The 18,051-nt window shown below is 67.8% G+C and carries 15 protein-coding genes; 9 read left to right on the forward strand and 6 right to left on the reverse strand.

Annotation, left to right across the window (positions count from 1 at the left end):
* Nucleotides 1-60: 60 nt before the first annotated feature.
* Nucleotides 61-2,490 carry a protein kinase domain-containing protein gene (locus ABT313_RS44710; RefSeq protein WP_502883959.1) on the forward strand — a complete coding sequence of 810 codons (2,430 nt, stop codon included), beginning with the start codon at nt 61-63 and terminating at the stop codon, nt 2,488-2,490.
* A 36-nt stretch (nt 2,491-2,526) separates the two neighbouring features.
* Here the strand turns inward: ABT313_RS44710 and ABT313_RS11460 are convergent, their stop codons facing one another.
* The 3 genes from ABT313_RS11460 to lpdA all read right to left on the reverse strand — a co-directional run bounded on the left by ABT313_RS11460 (nt 2,527) and on the right by lpdA (nt 6,944).
* Nucleotides 2,527-3,414 (reverse strand): TIGR01777 family oxidoreductase, encoded by an 888-nt coding sequence (locus ABT313_RS11460; RefSeq protein WP_350851197.1) that lies wholly within the window; start codon nt 3,412-3,414, stop codon nt 2,527-2,529.
* A gap of 121 nt (nt 3,415-3,535) precedes the next feature.
* On the reverse strand, nt 3,536-5,437 hold the full coding sequence (sucB, locus tag ABT313_RS11465) for a 2-oxoglutarate dehydrogenase, E2 component, dihydrolipoamide succinyltransferase (RefSeq protein ID WP_350851199.1): 1,902 nt from the start codon (nt 5,435-5,437) through the stop codon (nt 3,536-3,538).
* Between the two features lie 127 nt (nt 5,438-5,564).
* Nucleotides 5,565-6,944 carry a dihydrolipoyl dehydrogenase gene (gene lpdA, locus ABT313_RS11470; RefSeq protein WP_350851201.1) on the reverse strand — a complete coding sequence of 460 codons (1,380 nt, stop codon included), beginning with the start codon at nt 6,942-6,944 and terminating at the stop codon, nt 5,565-5,567.
* A 185-nt stretch (nt 6,945-7,129) separates the two neighbouring features.
* Here lpdA and ABT313_RS11475 point away from each other — a divergent pair, with 185 nt between their 5' ends.
* Both ABT313_RS11475 and ABT313_RS11480 read left to right on the forward strand, forming a co-directional pair.
* Entirely contained in the window at nt 7,130-7,444 is a 315-nt protein-coding gene (locus tag ABT313_RS11475) for a hypothetical protein (protein WP_350851202.1), read from the forward strand.
* Complete coding sequence (locus ABT313_RS11480; RefSeq protein ID WP_350851204.1) at nt 7,441-7,794, forward strand: cupin domain-containing protein; 354 nt, start codon at nt 7,441-7,443, stop codon at nt 7,792-7,794. Before ABT313_RS11475 ends, ABT313_RS11480 begins: the two co-directional genes overlap by 4 nt.
* Here the strand turns inward: ABT313_RS11480 and ABT313_RS11485 are convergent.
* Complete coding sequence (locus ABT313_RS11485) at nt 7,783-9,276, reverse strand: leucyl aminopeptidase (RefSeq protein WP_350851206.1); 1,494 nt, start codon at nt 9,274-9,276, stop codon at nt 7,783-7,785. The two genes, ABT313_RS11480 and ABT313_RS11485, sit on opposite strands and share 12 nt — an antisense overlap.
* Nucleotides 9,277-9,374: 98 nt before the next feature.
* Between ABT313_RS11485 and gcvT the strand changes: the two genes are divergently transcribed.
* The 6 genes from gcvT (at nt 9,375) to ABT313_RS11515 (ending at nt 16,882) form a co-directional block, all read left to right on the forward strand.
* On the forward strand, nt 9,375-10,475 hold the full coding sequence (gene gcvT / locus ABT313_RS11490) for a glycine cleavage system aminomethyltransferase GcvT (protein ID WP_350851208.1): 1,101 nt from the start codon (nt 9,375-9,377) through the stop codon (nt 10,473-10,475).
* Between the two features lie 333 nt (nt 10,476-10,808).
* Nucleotides 10,809-11,816 carry an ABC transporter permease gene (locus ABT313_RS11495; protein WP_350851210.1) on the forward strand — a complete coding sequence of 336 codons (1,008 nt, stop codon included), beginning with the start codon at nt 10,809-10,811 and terminating at the stop codon, nt 11,814-11,816.
* A 41-nt stretch (nt 11,817-11,857) separates the two neighbouring features.
* Nucleotides 11,858-13,615 (forward strand): ABC transporter substrate-binding protein, encoded by a 1,758-nt coding sequence (locus tag ABT313_RS11500; RefSeq protein WP_350851212.1) that lies wholly within the window; start codon nt 11,858-11,860, stop codon nt 13,613-13,615.
* A 95-nt stretch (nt 13,616-13,710) separates the two neighbouring features.
* On the forward strand, nt 13,711-14,703 hold the full coding sequence (locus ABT313_RS11505) for an ABC transporter permease (protein WP_350851214.1): 993 nt from the start codon (nt 13,711-13,713) through the stop codon (nt 14,701-14,703).
* The gene (locus ABT313_RS11510; protein ID WP_350851216.1) at nt 14,700-15,845 is read left to right on the forward strand and encodes an ABC transporter ATP-binding protein; all 1,146 of its coding nucleotides are present in this window, start codon (nt 14,700-14,702) and stop codon (nt 15,843-15,845) included. Before ABT313_RS11505 ends, ABT313_RS11510 begins: the two co-directional genes overlap by 4 nt.
* A gap of 17 nt (nt 15,846-15,862) precedes the next feature.
* Nucleotides 15,863-16,882, forward strand: coding sequence for an ABC transporter ATP-binding protein (locus ABT313_RS11515; protein WP_350851217.1), 1,020 nt, complete (start codon nt 15,863-15,865; stop codon nt 16,880-16,882).
* 54 nt (nt 16,883-16,936) lie between these two features.
* On the opposite strand, the gene ABT313_RS11520 is transcribed toward ABT313_RS11515, so the two are convergent.
* Both ABT313_RS11520 and ABT313_RS11525 read right to left on the reverse strand, forming a co-directional pair.
* Nucleotides 16,937-17,506 carry a hypothetical protein gene (locus ABT313_RS11520; protein WP_350851219.1) on the reverse strand — a complete coding sequence of 190 codons (570 nt, stop codon included), beginning with the start codon at nt 17,504-17,506 and terminating at the stop codon, nt 16,937-16,939.
* 63 nt (nt 17,507-17,569) lie between these two features.
* The gene (locus ABT313_RS11525) at nt 17,570-18,049 is read right to left on the reverse strand and encodes a low temperature requirement protein A (RefSeq protein ID WP_350851221.1); all 480 of its coding nucleotides are present in this window, start codon (nt 18,047-18,049) and stop codon (nt 17,570-17,572) included.
* Between the last annotated feature and the right edge of the window lie 2 nt (nt 18,050-18,051).

The following is an 18,051-nucleotide window of genomic DNA, read 5'->3' on the forward strand; positions in this document are numbered from 1 at the left end:
CAGATCCCGCCTGTGGATAACTCAAACGGCACGTGTCGTGATCAGTGCATCCTCTTGGGCATGGACCTCGCCGACTTCACCGGGTACAGCCTGCGCCGGCAGCTCGGGTCCGGACCAGCCGGCACCGTCTGGCAGGTGCGTGACCGTACGACGGGCCGCAACGCCGTACTCAAACAGATCCCGCTCACAGCCATACCCGACCTGAAGAGACTCCGCGAAGACCTGAGCCTCCTGACCCGCATCCGCCACCCGCACATCGCGCGCCTGATGGCGTTCCGCGAGACCGACACGAACCTGATCATCATCAGCCAGTACGTCCCCGCCGGCAGCCTCGCCAAGCTCCTGTCCCGACGCGCCCCGCTATCCCGCGGCGAGCTGGTAACCCTCCTCACCCCACTCGCCGAGACCGTCAACTACCTCCACCGCTCCCACCTGACCCACGGCGCCATCACCCTCCACAACGTCCTCCTGGACGCCGAAGGCCGCCCCGTCCTAACCGACGCCACCCTCCACCGCGCCCCACCCACCACCGACCTAACCGCCCTACTCACCCTGTCCCACCAAGCAGGCGCAGACCCCACCGTCTTCACCCCAGCCCTCTTCACCAAAACCCCACCCACAGCCCTACCTCGCCAGCTCCTCTCCTTAGCCGCCCCAATCCCCATCGACCTAGCCGTCCCCGACTCCCCAACACCCCACGCCACCAACCCCGCAAACACACCCACCAAGCCCGCTGACCAAACCACCAAGCCCGCAGGCGCACGGAGCAAGCCCGTTGCTCCAGCCAGCAAGCCTGCTGACCGAACCACCAAGCCTGCCGGTCCAGCCACGAAGCCCGCAGACCCAGCCACCGAGCCTGCAGGCGCGTCCACCGAGCCAGCTGCCGCCTCCGCTGACCCATCTAGGACGCCTGCCGGCCATCTGGTGAAGCCCGCCGTCCCACCCGTTGCCGCGGACACCCCAGCTGCCGCCTCCGCCGACCCCACGAGGACGCGTGCCGTCCCATCCTTCACGCCCGCCGTGTCGTCTGAACCGACTGCGCCCACATCGGAGCCGCAGGCCGCCGCGGCGGGGGATGCGACCGGGTCTGCTGGTACCGCTGGCGAACTGACTGGACTGCCTGCTGGTGCTCCAGACGAGCCGGGCGTCATCCGTTCTGCCCCGCCTGCCGGGCCGGATCTGTCAGCGCTTCTCAGCGCCCCGCGTCCGAAGACCACCGACGAGACGCCCGGCGACGACGATCCGATCGCACTGTCCCGCGGCCCACTCGCCGCACCTCCGCCGAAGCCGCCCACCGCACCCCCGAGCCCACCCGCTAGCCCCGCACAGTCCTCAAGCCCGACAGGAGGTCCAGGGCGCAAGCGCCTAAACCGCCGGACGCGATCCGGCCGCGGCCGCGTGTTCAGACGCCTCCCGCACCCGCCGTCCAACGCCCTCCCCGCGGCCCTGTGGCGCGTGCTTCGACACCCGCCGTCCAACGCCCTTCCCGCGGCCCTTTGGCGTGTGTTTCGACACCCGCCGTATGGCACGGTCGCGGCTGCTGGGCTGGGTGCGGTTGTCGTGCTGGCCATCGGCACGGTCACGTTCAGAACGCTGGATGCCCCGGCGACAGCTCAAGCAGATCCCGCCCATCCCCAGGTGACGCAACCGCAGGGCGTGCAGCCAACCTGTAGCGCGCCGCAGCCGACACAACCAACCTGCGCTCATCCGCCGTCCAGCCCTTCGCAGCCACAATCCGGGGAGCCGGCCACAAAGCAATCTCAGTCGACCAGCCCGCAACCGAGCGGCACGCAGCCGACCAGCACGCAACCGACGATCGTGCAACCGACGAGCATGCAATCGAGTGATGTGCCCTCGGCGATACCCCAGCAGACGGAGGCTCATGTGCGGCCTACGGCTGGACAGCTGACTACTTCCACGCAGTCGCCTTATCCTTCGCAGGCTGCTTCTCCGTCTCTGGCGACTGCGTCTGGGCGGCCTGAGAAGACCGCAGAGGCCGGGCGACCCGCGACGACCGGGCGACCTGTGGAAACCGGGCGACCTGTCGAACCCGGGCGGCCTGTGGTGACCGGGCGGCCTGAGTCGGCTAGTGCGGCGAGCGGCGATTCGGTCGCCTGGACGAAGGCGCTACAGGCGCTGGATGCTGAGCGGGCTCGGGCGTACTGGATGCTCGACATGAGCGCTCTCGACCGGATCTATGTGCCCGGCAGCTCGCCTTGGCGGTCTGATCGCGCGCTGCTGTCCGGGTATCGCGAGCAGCAGATCCGGGTGGAAGGGCTGCAGGTTCAGATCGACAGCTTGTCCATCGCCGGTCGCACGCGAACCACAGTCACTCTCAGAACGACTGACCATCTAGCCGCCGGCCAGGTGGTCGATCAGAGCGGCGCGAAGATCCCACTTCCGCCGGGAACTCCGACGACCAAACTCATCACCCTGACGACCGACCCGACCACCAAGGTCTGGCGAATCGCGGACATCACCCAGGCCTGATCCAACGCCAAGCAAGCAACAGAACTGAAGCAGGTGCTAGGCGAGTGCAGCCGAGAGGGCGGTGGTGACGGTTGGGTGGTGGAAGGCGAAGCCGGCGGATTGGAGGCGGGTTGGCAAGGCTCGTTTGCTTCCCAGGAGTTCCCACGCGAACTCGCCCAAAGCGGCCTTCATCAAGAACGCGGGGATCGGTAGGAAGGCCGGTCGGTTGAGCGCCGTGGCGAGTGCCTCGGTGAATTCGGTGTTCGTGGCCGGGGTGGGCAGAGCGACGTTGACCGGGCCGTTGATCGTGTCGTTCTCGGCGGTGAAGCGGACGGCTCGGATCCAGTCGGTGAGGGAGATGACCGGGAAGTACTGGCTGCCAGACCCGAGGCGGCCACCGAGGCCGACGCGGAACGGAAGGGAGAGAAGCTGGAACGCAGGAGCCTTGCGATCGAGTACGACGCCGGTGCGGAGTGCGGCTACGCGGCTGCCAGCGGCACGGGCGGGTTCGAGCGCGCCTTCCCACAGGCGGACGACGTCGGAGAGGAAGCCCTCGCCGAGTTCGGAGTCCTCGGTGAGGATGCGGTCGCCGAGATCCGTCCCGTACCCGCCGACGCCGCTTTGCGTGATCAGCACCGGACGGCGGTCGAGCTGCGATGCCACCGTGGCCAGAGTCGAGGTCGTACTGACGCGGCTCTCGCGGATCGTGTTGCGGTACGTCGGGGTCCACGGGCGGCCGATGTTCGCGCCGGCCAGGTTGACCAGGACGTCGGGGTCGCGGAGGGAGGCGGCGTCGAGTTCACCGGCCGCCGGGTTCCAGCGGATCTCGTCGGGCGTGGACGGCGTACGGCGTACCAGGCGGAGGACCTGGTGGCCGTCGGCAACCAAGTCGCGGGTCAGGGCCTTGCCGAGGAAGCCGGATGCTCCGGCCAGCACGTACTTCATCCCGCTTGCTCCTTCTCGGGTTCGAACACGGTCGCGTTCGCTGAATACCAAAGCGCCGGTGCCCGTCTCCGGGGAGACAATGCACCGGCGCCTCAGTCGATCAGATCAGACGCTGATCGGATCAGACGTCGAACTGGGCCTCTTCGAGGCGCTTCTTGACCGCGGTCAGGTAGCGGGCCGCGTCGGCGCCGTCGACCAGACGGTGGTCGTAGGTCAGCGCCAGGTACACCATCTGCCGGATCGCGATCGTCTCGCCGAGCTCCGGGTGGGTGATGACGACCGGGCGCTTCACCACGGCACCGGTCCCGAGCATGCCGACCTGCGGCTGGTTCAGGATCGGGGTGTCGAACAGCGCACCCCGGCTGCCTGTGTTGGTGATCGTGAACGTGCCGCCCGCCATCTCGTCCGGCAGCACCTTGTTGTTGCGAGTGCGGTCAGCAAGGTCGGCGATCTTCTTCGCCAGGCCGGCGATGTTGAGGTCGCCGGCGTTGTGTACGACGGGGACCATCAGGCCGCGCTCGACGTCTACCGCGATGCCCAGGTGCTCGGCGGCGTGGTAGGTGATCTCGCCCTTCTCCTCGTCGATCGACGCGTTCAGCTTCGGGTACTGCTTCAGCGCGTCGACAGCGGCGAGGGCGAAGAACGGCAGGAACGACAGCTTCGTGCCCTCACGGGCCTCGAACTCGGCCTTCTTCGCGTTGCGCAGCTTGGCGATCTCGGTGACGTCGACCTCGACCACGGTGGTCAGCTGGGCCGACACCTTCAGCGAGTTGACCATGTGGGCCGCGATCGCCTTGCGGATCCGGCTCATCTTCTCGGTCGTACCGCGCAGCGGGCTGATCGTCGCAGCCGGTGCGGACACCGCGGCGGGAGCAGCAGCCGGGGCGGCCGGGGCTGCGGCGGCAGCCTTCTTGGCCTCGGCGGCGGCGATCACGTCCTGCTTGCGGATCCGGCCACCGACACCGGTTCCCTGTACGGCGTTGAGGTCGACCTGGTGCTCCGCGGCCAGCTTGCGGACCAGCGGAGTGACGTAGTTCGGACCGTCGGTCGCTGCGCCGTTCGGGGACGGAGCGGCTGCGGCCGGAGCAGCTGCAGGTGCCTGCGCCGGAGCGGCCGGAGCCTGCGCCGGGGCGGACTGCGGAGCCGGAGCAGCTTGCGGAGCCGGAGCGGCAGCCTGCGGCGCGGGGGCTGCAGCTGCCGGAGCCGGAGCAGGAGCGGGAGCAGCTGCCGGAGCCGGGGCCGGTGCAGGTGCAGCCTGTGCGGCGGGGGCTGCTGCCGGGGCCGGGGTGGAGGCAGGGGCGGACTGGGCAGGAGCCGCATCGCCCGAGCCCACGATGGCCAGCTCTGCACCTACCTCGACGGTCTCGTCCTCCGCGACCTTGATCTCCAGGAGCTTGCCGGCGATCGGGGACGGGATCTCGGTGTCGACCTTGTCGGTGGACACCTCGAGCAGCGGCTCGTCGACAGCGACATCGTCGCCGACCTGCTTGAGCCAGCGGGTGACCGTACCCTCGGTGACGCTCTCGCCGAGCGCGGGCAGCGTCACCGGCGTACCGGAACCACCACCGGAACCGCCCGACGGGGCAGCAGCGGGAGCCTCCTGCGCGGCGGCCGGCTGCTCCTGTGCGGGAGCAGGAGCCGGGGCCTCGGCCGGAGCGGACTGCTGCTCAGCGGCCGGTGCAGGCGCGGCTTCGGCCGGGGCAGCCTCAGCCGGTGCAGCTGCAGCGGGCGCAGCTTCGGCCGGGGCGGATTCGGCGGGAGCATCCGGGGCAGAGGTGGCTTCGCCTGCGTCGCCGATGACGGCCAGTTCGGCGCCGACCTCGACGGTCTCGTCCTCGGCGGCCTTGATCTCGAGCAGGGTGCCGGCCACCGGCGACGGGATCTCGGTGTCGACCTTGTCGGTCGAGACCTCGAGCAGGGGCTCGTCGACGGCAACGGTGTCGCCGACCTGCTTGAGCCAGCGGGTGACGGTTCCTTCGGTGACGCTCTCCCCGAGGGCCGGCAGGGATACAGAGGTCGGCATGACGGTCGTTGCTCCTTCGTCTGATCGGTCGAGTGTCAGCCTACGGTGCCGCCGGAGCGAGCAGGATCCGGGTCACGGGGCCCGTCACGCTCCAGCAGCTCAAACCTACTGGGACCAACCAGCAGGATCAGTCATGGAAGTGCAAAGGTTTCCCCGCGAGCGCCAGGTGCGCCTCGCCGAGGGCCTCGTTCTGGGTCGGGTGGGCGTGGACCAGCGGCGCGACGTCGGCCGGGTACGCCTCCCAGTTGTAGATCAGCTGCGCCTCGCCGATCAGCTCGCCGACACGCGAGCCGACCATGTGCAGCCCGACGACGGCGCCGTCGCGGGCGCGGACCAGCTTCACGAAGCCGGACGTCTTCAGGATCTGCGACTTGCCGTTGCCGCCGAGGTTGTAGTTGAGGATCTCGACGTCGCCGTACTGCGCCCGGGCCTGCTCCTCGGTCAGTCCGACCGACGCGACCTCGGGCTCGGAGTACGTCACCCGCGGGATGCCGGCCTCGTCGATCGGCGTCGGCGCGAGACCCGCGAGGTGCTCGACGACGAAGATGCCCTGCTGGAACCCGCGGTGCGCGAGCTGCAGTCCCGGCACGATGTCGCCGACCGCGTACACGCCCGGCACGCTCGTCTGCAGGGTCGAGTCGACAGTCACGAAGCCGCGATCGAGCGCGACCCCGACCTCTTCGTACCCGAGGCCCGTGGTGTTCGGTCCACGGCCGACGGCGACCAGCAGCACCTCGGCCTCGATCACCTCGCCACCCGCGACCGTCACCCGTACGCCGGAATCCGTCACCTCGACGGACTCGAACGGCGTACCCGTCTTGAAGGCGATCTTCCGCTTCCGGAAGGCCCGCTCGAGCGTCTTCGAGCAGTCCGCGTCCTCGGCCGGGACGAGCCGGGGCAGCGCCTCGACGATCGTCACGCGGGTGCCGAACGATGTCCACGCCGAGGCGAACTCGACCCCGATCACGCCGCCGCCCAGGACCACGGCCGACTCCGGGACGCGGTCGAGCGTCAGCGCGTGCTCGCTGGCGATCACCCGGTTCCCGTCGATCTCCAGGCCCGGCAGCGAACGCGAGTAGGAGCCGGAGGCAAGGATCACGTTGCGGCCGGTGTACGTCGTGTCGCCGACCTGCACCGTGGTGGGGGAGGTGAGCCGCCCCTCGCCCTCGACGACCGTGATCTTGCGCGCCTTCAACTGGCCCTGCAGACCCTTGAACAGCCGGTCGACCACGCTGTCCTTGTACTTGTTCACGCCGCCCATGTCGACGCCTTCGAGCGTCGTCCGGACCCCGAACTGCTCACCCTCGCGCGCCGAGTCGGCGATCTCCGCGGCGTGCAGCAGCGCCTTGGTCGGGATGCATCCGCGATGCAGACAGGTCCCGCCGACCTTGTCCTTCTCCACCAGCGCCACGGACATGCCGAGCGTCGCGGCGCGCAGTGCGGCCGCGTAGCCGCCACTGCCACCGCCAAGGATCACCAGGTCGAACGTCGTAGCGCTGTCAGTCACAGGTTCCTCCGTGAGTCAGGTCCAAGGCAGGCGGTCCCGGATCGCGGTTCCGGCCCGGCGCAATCTTGTCACCGATCCGGCCCCGATCCACGCCGGGGCCGCCCCGGCGCGGGCAGATCGCTACTACCCGCAACCGTTATCCAGGATTTCGGCCACGACTTGCACACATAGTGGACACTTGCCTCATGAAGTGGTTCGGTCGCCGGCAGAAGGCCGGAACGATGCGCCGGGCGGACACTCCGGACTCGGCGCACCTGAAGGAGTTCGTCCAGACCCGCCAGGGAGTCGAGGGATTCGTCGAGCCGCGTACGGCGGTCACGGAGTACACCCTGCTCCTGGTGGCCATCGACGGTGAGTGGACCCGCCGCCGGGTCCCGTCGGTGCAGTGGGCCCACAACTTCGCCAACAAGCTCGGCATCCCGTCGTACGACGCGGCCGTGGTCGGCTACCCGCCCCGGATGCGGGAGTACAACGCCCGGATGAAGAAGAACGGTCGGTGAAGGAAGAACACGAGTTCTTCGCGACCGGCGACCTCGCCTGGGTGGACACCGGGGGCGGGATCTCGGAGCGGGTGCTGAGCCGCGACCCGGACGGGACGCTGACCAGGCTGGCCCGCTGGGCGCCCGGCACGGTGTCAGGCGGAGTGTCGGGCGGAGTGTCAGGCGGGGAAACCATCCGCCACGAATACGTCGAAGAGGTCTACCTGCTCGAGGGCGAGCTGACCGATCTCACCCTCGAGCAGACGTTCCGTCCCGGCGACTACGCCTGCCGGCCGCCGGGCATGCCGCACGGTCCCTATCGGACCGAGACCGGCTGCACCATGCTGGAGACTCGTTACTCAGCTCGCTGACGCGGCCAGCTCGACCAGCGTGCGGACCGCGTACCCGGTGCCGCCGTTCGGGATGTAGCCCGATGCGCCGCCGTCGTTGAAGGCCGGCCCGGCCACGTCCAGGTGCACCCAGTCGATGCCCTCGGCAACGAAGTCGCCGAGGAAGGCGGCCGCGGCCAGCGCACCGCCCCAGGCCTCGCCGGTGATGTTGGCCAGGTCGGCGACCTTCGAGTGCGACTTCAGCTTGTCGAGCATCTCGGCCGGGATCGGCAGCGGCCACATCGACTCGCCGGCCGCGACCGCGGCGTCGACGACCCGGTCCCGCGCGGAGTCGGTGTTCGCGAACGCGCCGGCCACCTTGGTGCCCAGGGCAACGACACAGGCCCCGGTCAGCGTCGCCACGTCCACGATCAGGTCCGGCTGGTCCTCGGACGCCCGTACCAGCGCGTCACCGAGCACGAGCCGGCCCTCGGCGTCGGTGTTCAGCACCTCGACGGTCTTGCCGCCGTACATCGTCAGTACGTCGGACGGTCGCGCCGCCGAGCCGGACGGCATGTTCTCGGCCATCGCGGCGTACGTCGTCACCTGCACCGGCAGGCCGAGTCGGGCGATCGCGAGCGTCGCGCCGATCACCGCGGCGGCACCGGCCATGTCGGACTTCATGCTGACCATGCCGGTCGACGTCTTCAGCGACAGACCGCCGGAGTCGAACGTGATGCCCTTGCCGACGAAGGCCAGGTGGGTGACCGGCTTCTTCGGGGTGTACGAGAGCCGGACCAGCCGCGGCGGGTTGGTCGAGCCCTGGCCGACGCCGAGGATGCCGCCGTACCCGCCCTTGGCCAGCGCCTTCTCGTCGAGCACCTCGACCTTGACGCCGTACTCCTTGCCGAGTTTGACCGCGTCCGCGGCGAACTCGACCGGGTGCAGGTCCGACGGCGGGGTGTTGACCCAGTCACGCACCTGCGCGACGGCGTCCGCGGTCACCTCGGCGCGCTCGAGCGCGGCCTTGGCCTCCTTGTTGCGGGCCAGGTCGGTGAGCAGCGTCAGGTTGCCCGGCGCCTCGGAGCTGTCCGAGGACTTGTACGCCGTGAACGCGTAGCGGCCCATCAGCGCGCCCTCGGCGACGGCGCGGACGCAGTCGGCGTCCGGCGTCGGCAGCGCGAACGCGACGGACTGCGAGAACTTCGCCGCGCGCACACCGGTGCCGGCGGCAGCGCGGAGGTCCTCGGTCTTCAGTTCACCGTCGGGGGCCGCGCCGAGGCCGACCGCGATCAGCGTCGCCGACTTGCCCGGTTTCGGCCCGGGCACCTTGGTCACCTCCCCGGCCTTGCCGGTGGCGCCGAGTCCGGACAGCACCTCCACCAGCTTCCCGCCGTACGCGGCGTTCAGCGACTCGGTGCCGGCCGGCAGGGTGACGCCGCCGCCGAGTTTGACCACGCCGATGACCACGGCGTCGGTCTTGACGCCGGCGGCATCTGACTTGCTCAGGGTGATGGTGGTCACGAAATCCTCAGTCCTCCTTGACCAGGCACTCAGATGGCCGGTCGTGACGGTACGTGCAAGCTGCCTGAGCATGCTACGCGTCGGGTAAGTTCCGCTCCATGACCGAGTCGCCTGTTCTGAAGAAGTCCCCGCTGCACGAGCGCCATCTGGCCCTCGGCGCCAAGTTCGCCGAGTTCGGCGGCTGGGAGATGCCGCTGGAGTACTCCGGTGTCGTCGCCGAACACACCGCGGTCCGTACGTCGGTCGGCGTCTTCGACGTGAGCCACCTGGGCAAGGCCACCGTCAAGGGTCCGGGCGCAGCGGCGTACGTGAACGCGTGCCTGACCAACGACCTCGGCAAGATCGCGCCGGGCCAGGCGCAGTACACACTGTGCTGCAACGAGCGCGGGGGAGTCGTCGACGACCTGATCGCGTACCTGCACTCCGACGACGACGTCTTCCTGATCCCGAACGCGGCCAACACCGCCGAGGTGGTCCGGCTGCTGCAGGCCGATGCTCCCGACGGTGTCGAGGTGACCAACGTCCACGACGACTACGCGATCCTCGCCGTCCAGGGCGCGAACAGCGACGAGGTCGTGGCCGCGATCGGCCTTCCGACCGGACACGACTACATGGCGTTCGCCACAGCCGACTTCGGCGGTACGCCGGTGGTCGTGTGCCGCACCGGCTACACGGGCGAGCGCGGGTACGAACTCGTCGTACCGAACGCCGCCGCGGTCGCGGTCTTCGACGCGCTGCTGGCGGCCGGGGAGCCGCACAACATCGTGCCGGCCGGCCTCGGCGCCCGCGACACGCTGCGGACCGAGATGGGGTACCCGCTGCACGGCCAGGACATCACGCCGGACATCACGCCCGTCCAGGCCCGCTCCGGCTGGGCCGTCGGGTGGAAGAAGGAGCACTTCTGGGGCGACGCGGCCCTGCGCGCCGAGAAAGAGGCCGGACCGGCGCGGATCCTGCGCGGTCTGCGGGCCGCCGGCCGGGGTATTCCGCGGCCGCACATGAGTGTTCTCGGCGCTGACGGAACGGCGCTCGGTGAAGTGACTTCTGGCACCTTCTCGCCGACCTTGAAGAAAGGCGTCGCGCTCGCACTGCTGGACGCCGCGGTAAAGGAAGGCGATCAGGTGACGGTCGACATCCGGGGCCGTCAGGAGCTGTTCGACGTGGTCAAACCGCCGTTCGTCACCGTCCACGTCCGGTAGGGCGATTTTGGTCACGTTCTGTAATATCGTGGCACAAATTGGCCACTGTCGGTACTGTGCCGACGCGTTTTGCGCAGAATTGACTGCGAACAGTGACGAATCGGGGCAAATGTTCCGTTCCAGTACCCGTTCCGGTAACGATTTGTGCACTGGTGCCGAGCACCGCTGGTTTGGTGTCACAGTGTCAGGCAGGCTAGCCCGCGGTTGTGGGGGATCGGCTCTGTCAAGGGGATTTGACGCGAGCCCTCCACAGAGCAAAGGCTCGGCACGCTATCCACCGATAAGTGCCGGATCTGCGGACCGAAATCCGGCCGACTGACTGACGGAGTGCGAATGAGTATTGGGTCGCCCGACTCGACCGTAGGGATCGAGGACCACCCGGCGTCGGCAGAGCCGGTCCGCACCGCGGCCACCCCGCACGGGAAGTCGCCGAGCCGGATCGCGTTCGACCGGTTGCGCAAGGACCGGGTAGCGGTGATCTGCGCGTCGATCGTGCTGTTCTTCATCCTGATCGCGGTCTTCGCGCCGCTGCTGGCCAAGCTCGAGGGCCAGGACTACAGCACCTTCCACACCGACCTGATCGACGAGTACGGGTACCCGACGATCGGCGTCAACGGTTCGCACTGGTTCGGCGTCGAGCCGAAGACGGGCCGCGACAACTTCGCCCGCTGGGTGTTCGGCGCCCGCCCGTCGCTGATCATCGCGTTCCTGGCCACCGTGGTCGGTACCGTGATCGGCGTCGTGATGGGCCTGCTGGCCGGCTTCCTCGGCGGCTGGGTCGACCGGGTGATCTCCTGGCTGATCGACTTCGTGCTGAGCCTGCCGTACCTGCTCTTCGCGATCGCGCTGGTACCGATCGTCGAGTCGATGCGCGGCGGTTCGTTCAACCTGACGCCGCAGCAACAGGCGTCGATCCGGTTCTACGTACTGATCTTCGTCCTCTCGTTCTTCGGCTGGGCGGGCCTGGCCCGCATCATCCGGGGCGAGGTGCTCTCGCTGCGGGAGCGTGAGTTCGTCCTCGCCGCCAAGGCGATCGGCGTACCGACCCGGCAGGTCCTGTTCAAGGAACTGCTGCCCAACCTGGTCGCCCCGATCGTCATCTCGGCCTCGCTGGCGCTGCCCGCCTACGTGACCGCCGAGGCCGGACTTTCCTTCCTCGGTGTCGGACTCGTCGAACCGATCCCCTCGTGGGGTCAGACGATCGCCGTCGCCACGAACTGGTTCAAGGCCGACCCGATGTACCTCTGGCTGCCCGTGATCGGGATCACCGCTCTGGTGCTCGCCCTCGCGCTGCTCGGAGACGCCATCCGCGACGCCTTCGACCCCAAGACTCGCCGGTAGTTCGGCGATTGCCCCAGCGGCAGAAAAGGAGAAACCCGACCATGCAGTGGAAACGGATAACCGCGGTTGCGGCGACGGTCATGCTGGCCGCCGTGGCCTGTGGCAGCCCGTCCTCGAACAGCGGCAACAAAGGTGACACCAACAATGTGGGGGGCGCTCAGGCCAAGGCTACGGACCCCACTGCGAAGGGCCCTGCACCTGACGTTGACGGCGCGAAGAAGGGCGGCACGATCACCGTCCTGAGTGACGTGACGCCCGACACCTTCGACCCGACGAACATCTACTACGTCGACGGTAACCAGATCGGCAAGCTGTTCTACCGGGCGCTGACGCAGTACCGCCTGGACGGCCCGGACCACAAGCCGGTCCTGGTTCCGGACCTGGCCGAGGACCTCGGCACGAAGTCCGAGGACGGCTTGACCTGGACCTTCAAGCTGAAGCAGGGCATCAAGTACCAGGACGGCACGCCGGTCACGGCGAAGGACTACGCGTACGCGATCAAGCGCTCCTTCGCGCACGACCTGTACGACGCCGGACCGACGTACCAGCAGCAGTTCTTCCTGGACGGCGACAAGTACAAGGGCCCGTACGGCGCCGGCGGCGCCGACTACAAGGGTGTCGAGACGCCGGACGACCACACCCTGGTCATCAAGCTGGCGAAGAAGTTCGACGACCTGCCCTACTACGCGGCGTTCCCGATGTTCACGCCGATCCCGCAGGCCAAGGACACCCAGAAGAACTACGAGCAGCACCCGATGGTGACCGGCCCGTACCAGGTCCAGTCCTACACCCCGGGTACCGAGCTCAAGCTCACCAAGAACCCGAACTGGGACCCGAACACCGACCCGGTGCGGCACCAGTACGTCGACGGCTGGGACTTCAAGTTCAGCCAGGACCTGATCAAGGCCCAGCGCCAGGTGCTGGCCAGCTCCGGTCCGGACGCCGACGCGGTGAACTACTCCAACCTGGACGTCTCGCTGCTGCCTGAGGTCAAGGACCAGAACCAGCTCGTCAAGGGCCAGTCGCCGTGTTCGATCATGTACACGATGGACACCCGGAAGATTCCGCTGGAGGTCCGCAAGCTGATCGCCAAGGCGCACCCGTACGACGCGTGGCGCAAGGTTGCCGGTCTGAACCCGACCGACGACCCGCCGTCGTCGACGATCCTGCCGCCGGCCGTTCCGGGCTTCGAGAAGTACGAGCTCCCGGGTCTGACCGGTACCGGTAAGGGCGCCGAGGACGACGCAGTGGCCGCCGAGGTCAAGTCGGAGCTGGCGAAGATCGGCAAGTCGAACTTCGAGCTCAGCTGGTACTACTCGATCGACGACAAGATCTCGACCCAGACCACGCAGCTGCGCAAGCAGATGTTCGAGAAGGCCGGCTTCAAGGTCCGCGCCATCGGCGTGCCGAAGGCCAAGATCCGTACCTTCACCGGTGACCAGAACGCTCCGGTCAACATCGGCAAGACCCCGACCGGTTGGTGCTCCGACTGGCCGAGCGGTACGAGCTGGTTCCCGGTTCTGTTCAAGTCCGACGCGATCGCCCTGGGCAACAGCGTTGGTCAGCTGCAGGACAAGGCCCTCGACGCCGAGATCGACGCGATCACGGCCAAGACGCCGGACGAGCAGCTGAAGGAGTGGTCGAAGATCGACAAGGAGATCCTGGAGAAGTACCTCCCGGTTCTGCCGCTGTACTACTCCTCGAGCAACATGCCGATCGGTAAGAACATCGGGCACGCGATCAACGACCCGACACAGGGCATCTTCGAGTTCACCTCGATGTTCCTGAAGCAGCCCTGATCGCCCCGTTCTGAAGTAGTAGTCAGTCAATGAACGGTGATGTGGTGCCCGGACCACCGTCCGGGCACCACATCGATCGGTGAGGAGACAATCCCGTGCTCTATTTCGTGGCGCGCCGACTGGTCAGCGCGCTCAGTGTCGTGTTGGCAACGCTGATCGCGACCTTCGCGTTGTTCTTCATCGCGCCGACTGATCCGGCCGGAGCAATCTGCGGCGAGCGCCAGTGCACCCAGCAGCGCTACAACGAGATCAAGAAGAACCTGCATCTCGACCAGCCGAAAGTGCAGCAGTTCGCGGAGTACACCGCGGGAATCTTCACCGGCCGCGACTTCACCACGTCGGGCGTGACGCAGCACTGCGCGGCGCCCTGCCTGGGCTTCTCGTTCAAGAACGACCGTCCGGTCACCGATATGATCAAGACCCGGTTCCCGGTGACGGTCTCGCTGGTGCTCGGGTATGCCGTGCTGGTGCTGACCATAGGTGTGTTCGTCGGGTCGATGGCGGCGAAGAGACGCGGGACCCTGGGCGACCGGTCACTGATGACCAGCACCCTGGTGGTCAGTTCGGTGCCGTACTACATCGTGGCGCTGATGGTCGCTCTCTATCTGACCGTGCTCTATCCGATCCTTCCACGGGGTGAATGGACGCCATTCACGGAGAATCCGGCGAAATGGGCGGCCGGTCTGTTGACACCCTGGCTGGTGCTCGGCGTCTACAACTGCACCGCGTACGCGCGGTACTCACGCGGCTCCATGGTCGAAACGCTGAGCGAAGACTTCATCCGTACCGCGCGGGCCAAGGGCCTGTCCGACCGCGTGGTCACCTACAAGCACGCGCTGCGCTCCGGGTTGATCCCGGTCGTGACGATCTTCGGTCTGGATGTCGCCGGCAGCCTCGGCGGCGCGATCTTCACCGAACGGATCTTCGACCTCCCCGGTCTCGGCGTCCTGGTGCTCGACAGTTTGAACAGCTACGACCTGCCGGTGATCATGGGCACCGTGCTGGTCGCATCGGTCATCATCGTCGTGATGAATCTGCTGGTGGACATCGGCTACAGCCTGATCGACCCGCGGGTGAGGTTGTCGTGAGCACACCAGTTCCTGAGGACCGGAAGGACAGCATGAGTCAGGGCGATGCCCCTCAGGTGAAGCGTGGCCCGTCGGTCGCCACCCGTGAGCGGCGCGACGGTTCGATCAACCCCAGCGGCGAGACGCCGTACCTGGTGGTCGAGGACCTGAGCGTGAAGTTCCCGACCGCGGACGGTCTGGTCAGCGCGGTGAACGGGCTGAGCTACTCGGTCCCGCTCGGCCGCACGCTGGCGATCGTCGGCGAGTCCGGCTCCGGCAAGTCGGTGTCGAGTATGGCCGTGATGGGCCTGCACGACCGCAAGCGGACCCGGATCAGCGGGTCGATCCGGCTCGGCGGTGACGAACTCATCGGCCTGAGCGAGAACGACCTGATGAAGATCCGCGGCGACGCGGTGTCGATGGTGTTCCAGGACCCGCAGTCCTCGCTGCACCCGCTGTACACGATCGGCAACCAGCTGGTCGAGGCGTACCGCGTGCACCACAAGGTCTCCAAGGACGTCGCCAAGAAGCGGTCGCTGGAGATGCTCGAGCTGGTCGGCATCCCGAACCCGCCGCGGCGCTTCGCGCAGTACCCGCACGAGTTCTCCGGCGGTATGCGGCAGCGCGCGATGATCGCGATGAGCCTGATCAACGACCCGAAGCTGGTGATCGCCGACGAGCCGACCACCGCGCTCGACGTCACCGTGCAGGCGCAGATCCTGGACCTGCTGAACAACCTGCAGAAGGAGTTCGGCTCCGCGATCGTGCTGATCACGCACGACCTGGGCGTGGTGGCCGAGATGGCCGACGACGTCCTGGTGATGTACGCCGGACGCTGCGTCGAGTACGGCACCGCGGCCGACGTACTGGCGAACCCGCGGATGCCGTACACCTGGGGTCTGCTCGAGTCGATCCCGACCGTCTCCGCGGCGAACGAGCGGCTGCGCCCGATCAAGGGTCTGCCGCCGTCCCTGCTGAACCTGCCGGACGGTTGTTCGTTCAGCGCCCGCTGCCCGTACGTCGAGCGCGTGAAGGGTGAGCTCTGCACCACCCAGCTGCCGGACCTGTTGCCGGTGGACGGCGCCGGTGCCCATACGTCCCGTTGTCACCTGCACGACAAGGCCTCGATCTACGAGGCCGAGGTCGCGCCGAGACTGGGCTGACGAGGGACTGAGGAGATATGAGCGAAACTCTGTTGCAGGTCCGCGACCTGAAGATGCACTTCCCGATCAAGGAAGCAGCCGGTCTGGCCCGGACCAAGAAGGTCGTCCAGGCCGTCGACGGCGTCAACTTCGAACTGAAGGCGGGCGCGAGCCTCGGCCTGGTCGGTGAGTCCGGCTGCGGCAAGTCGACCACCGGCCGGATGATCACCCGGCTGCTGACCCCGACGTCGGGCCAGATCCTGTTCAAGGGCACCGACATCGCGCAGCTGAAGGAGAAGGACCTGCGTCCTTTCCGCCGGCAGCTGCAGATCGTGTTCCAGGACCCGTACAGCTCGCTGAACCCGCGCCAGACGGTCAGCAACATCATCAGTACGCCGCTGCGCGTGCACAACCTGGTCAAGAAGGGCAAGGAACTCGCCCGGGTCCAGGAGCTGCTGGAGCGGGTCGGTCTGAACCCTGAGCACCACAACCGGTACCCGAACGAGTTCTCCGGAGGTCAGCGGCAGCGCATCGGCATCGCCCGGGCGCTCGCGGTCGAGCCCGAGGTGATCATCGCCGACGAGCCGGTGTCCGCGCTGGACGTGTCGATCCAGGCCCAGGTGATGAACCTGCTCGAGGATCTGCGGCGCGATCTCGGCATCGCGTTCGTGTTCATCGCGCACGACCTCGGCGTGGTCCGGCACTTCTGTGACGAGGTCGCAGTGATGTACCTCGGCAAGATCGTCGAGCAGGGTTCGCGGGACCAGATCTACAACGCCCCGCAGCACCCGTACACGCAGGCCCTGCTGTCGGCGGCGCCGGACCTCGGCACGATCCGCGGGGTCCCGCCGAAGGAGCGGATCCGCCTGGTCGGCGACGTACCTTCGCCGATCGACCCGCCGAGCGGCTGCCGGTTCCGGACCCGCTGCTGGAAGGCGGAGGACATCTGCGCCACCCAGGAGCCGCTGCTGGAGATCAAGCCGCAGTCCACTCCGGGCCACACGGCCGCCTGCCACTTCGCGGAGCCCAAGGTCGACCTGACCGCCGCCACCGCGTAACGAGCAGAGGAAACCCCCGTCAACGGCGACGGGGGTTTTCTCCTGTCTGCCGACTTACTTGTGCGTCCAGACGTAGCCCATGAAGCCGTCCATGTGCCAGCCGGCCTTCACGTACGACGCTGCCGTGGTAGAGCGCAGTACTCGCCAGCCGAGCCCGTTCTTCGAGACCCGGTAGACCGCGATACGGTCCGACGCGGCGGCCACCGGGATGCGGCCGACGACGCCCTCGTACACCCACTGGCCGGACGCGGCCAGCTTGTTGCGCTCGGCGGTGGAGATCGACAGCAGGTACGACGATCCCGACTTCATCCGCAGCCGGTAGACCGGCACGGTCCCGCGGATCGCCGTGTTCGCGACGTATCCGGGCACCTGGCCGGTGAAGGTGAACTTCATCTTCTGGGCGCGCAGGTACTCGGCCTGGTTGGCCGTGTAGAAGTAGCCCTTGCTGCCGGCCGTCCGCATCTCGATCAGCTGGGTCCGGTACGACGTTGCCGTGGCGGACGACTGCGCCGCGCCAGCGCTGTTCGCAACGACCACTCCGCCGACTGCGAGTGCCGCCGTGGTGACCACGGCGCCGGCGCCAAGTACCCGTCCCCGGCGAGATCCGGGAAGCTTCCACTTCATCGTTGTCAAGCCTTTCGATCCTGGTCAAATTAGATGCTCAAGGCAACTAGCCCGTCCAGGACGTTAGCCCCCCGAAAGGTCGCCGGCAGACTGGAAGGACTCGAACATGACGAGGCCGGTGAGGACCGCGGCCAGGACTGCGATCTGTGCCAGCGCGGGGAGCGCGTGGACGAGAGGTACGGCGAGGAGGAGCAAGGCGGTCGCGGCGACCTTGCCGATCGCGAACAGGGCGATCGTACGGCGCAGGACCTGATCGCCCTCCGCGATCAGCCACAGCAGGACGAGGTGCATGGCCCGGAGTGCGAAGTACGCAAGGGCTATGACGACCGGCCCGGACAGTCCGCCGGGCAGGTCGTCGAAGGCCTCCGGGATCGCCAGCGCGATCACGAACATCGCAGCCATCGCGAACAGCAACACCGTGCGTACGGCGCCCTGGTCGGCCTTCGCGATGTTGCAGACCCAGGAGTACGACGCCCAGCTCCACCACAACAGCCCGAGCAGGAACGCCCCGCGGATCATGCCGTACCAACTGAGGTCGTGCATGC

Source organism: Kribbella sp. NPDC000426 (assembly GCF_040300265.1).
Taxonomy (GTDB): Bacteria; Actinomycetota; Actinomycetes; order Propionibacteriales; family Kribbellaceae; genus Kribbella.

Excerpts from the sequence above, each read along its gene's own strand:
- sucB (WP_350851199.1), bottom strand. The coding sequence starts at position 5,437 with ATGCCGACCTCTGTATCCCTGCCGGCCCTCGGGGAGAGCGTCACCGAA.
- ABT313_RS11495 (WP_350851210.1), top strand. The coding sequence starts at position 10,809 with ATGAGTATTGGGTCGCCCGACTCGACCGTAGGGATCGAGGACCACCCG.
- ABT313_RS11515 (WP_350851217.1), top strand. The coding sequence starts at position 15,863 with ATGAGCGAAACTCTGTTGCAGGTCCGCGACCTGAAGATGCACTTCCCG.
- gcvT (WP_350851208.1), top strand. The coding sequence starts at position 9,375 with ATGACCGAGTCGCCTGTTCTGAAGAAGTCCCCGCTGCACGAGCGCCAT.
- ABT313_RS11500 (WP_350851212.1), top strand. The coding sequence starts at position 11,858 with ATGCAGTGGAAACGGATAACCGCGGTTGCGGCGACGGTCATGCTGGCC.
- ABT313_RS11460 (WP_350851197.1), bottom strand. The coding sequence starts at position 3,414 with ATGAAGTACGTGCTGGCCGGAGCATCCGGCTTCCTCGGCAAGGCCCTG.
- ABT313_RS11475 (WP_350851202.1), top strand. The coding sequence starts at position 7,130 with ATGAAGTGGTTCGGTCGCCGGCAGAAGGCCGGAACGATGCGCCGGGCG.
- ABT313_RS11525 (WP_350851221.1), bottom strand. The coding sequence starts at position 18,049 with ATGCACGACCTCAGTTGGTACGGCATGATCCGCGGGGCGTTCCTGCTC.
- ABT313_RS44710 (WP_502883959.1), top strand. The coding sequence starts at position 61 with ATGGACCTCGCCGACTTCACCGGGTACAGCCTGCGCCGGCAGCTCGGG.
- ABT313_RS11520 (WP_350851219.1), bottom strand. The coding sequence starts at position 17,506 with ATGAAGTGGAAGCTTCCCGGATCTCGCCGGGGACGGGTACTTGGCGCC.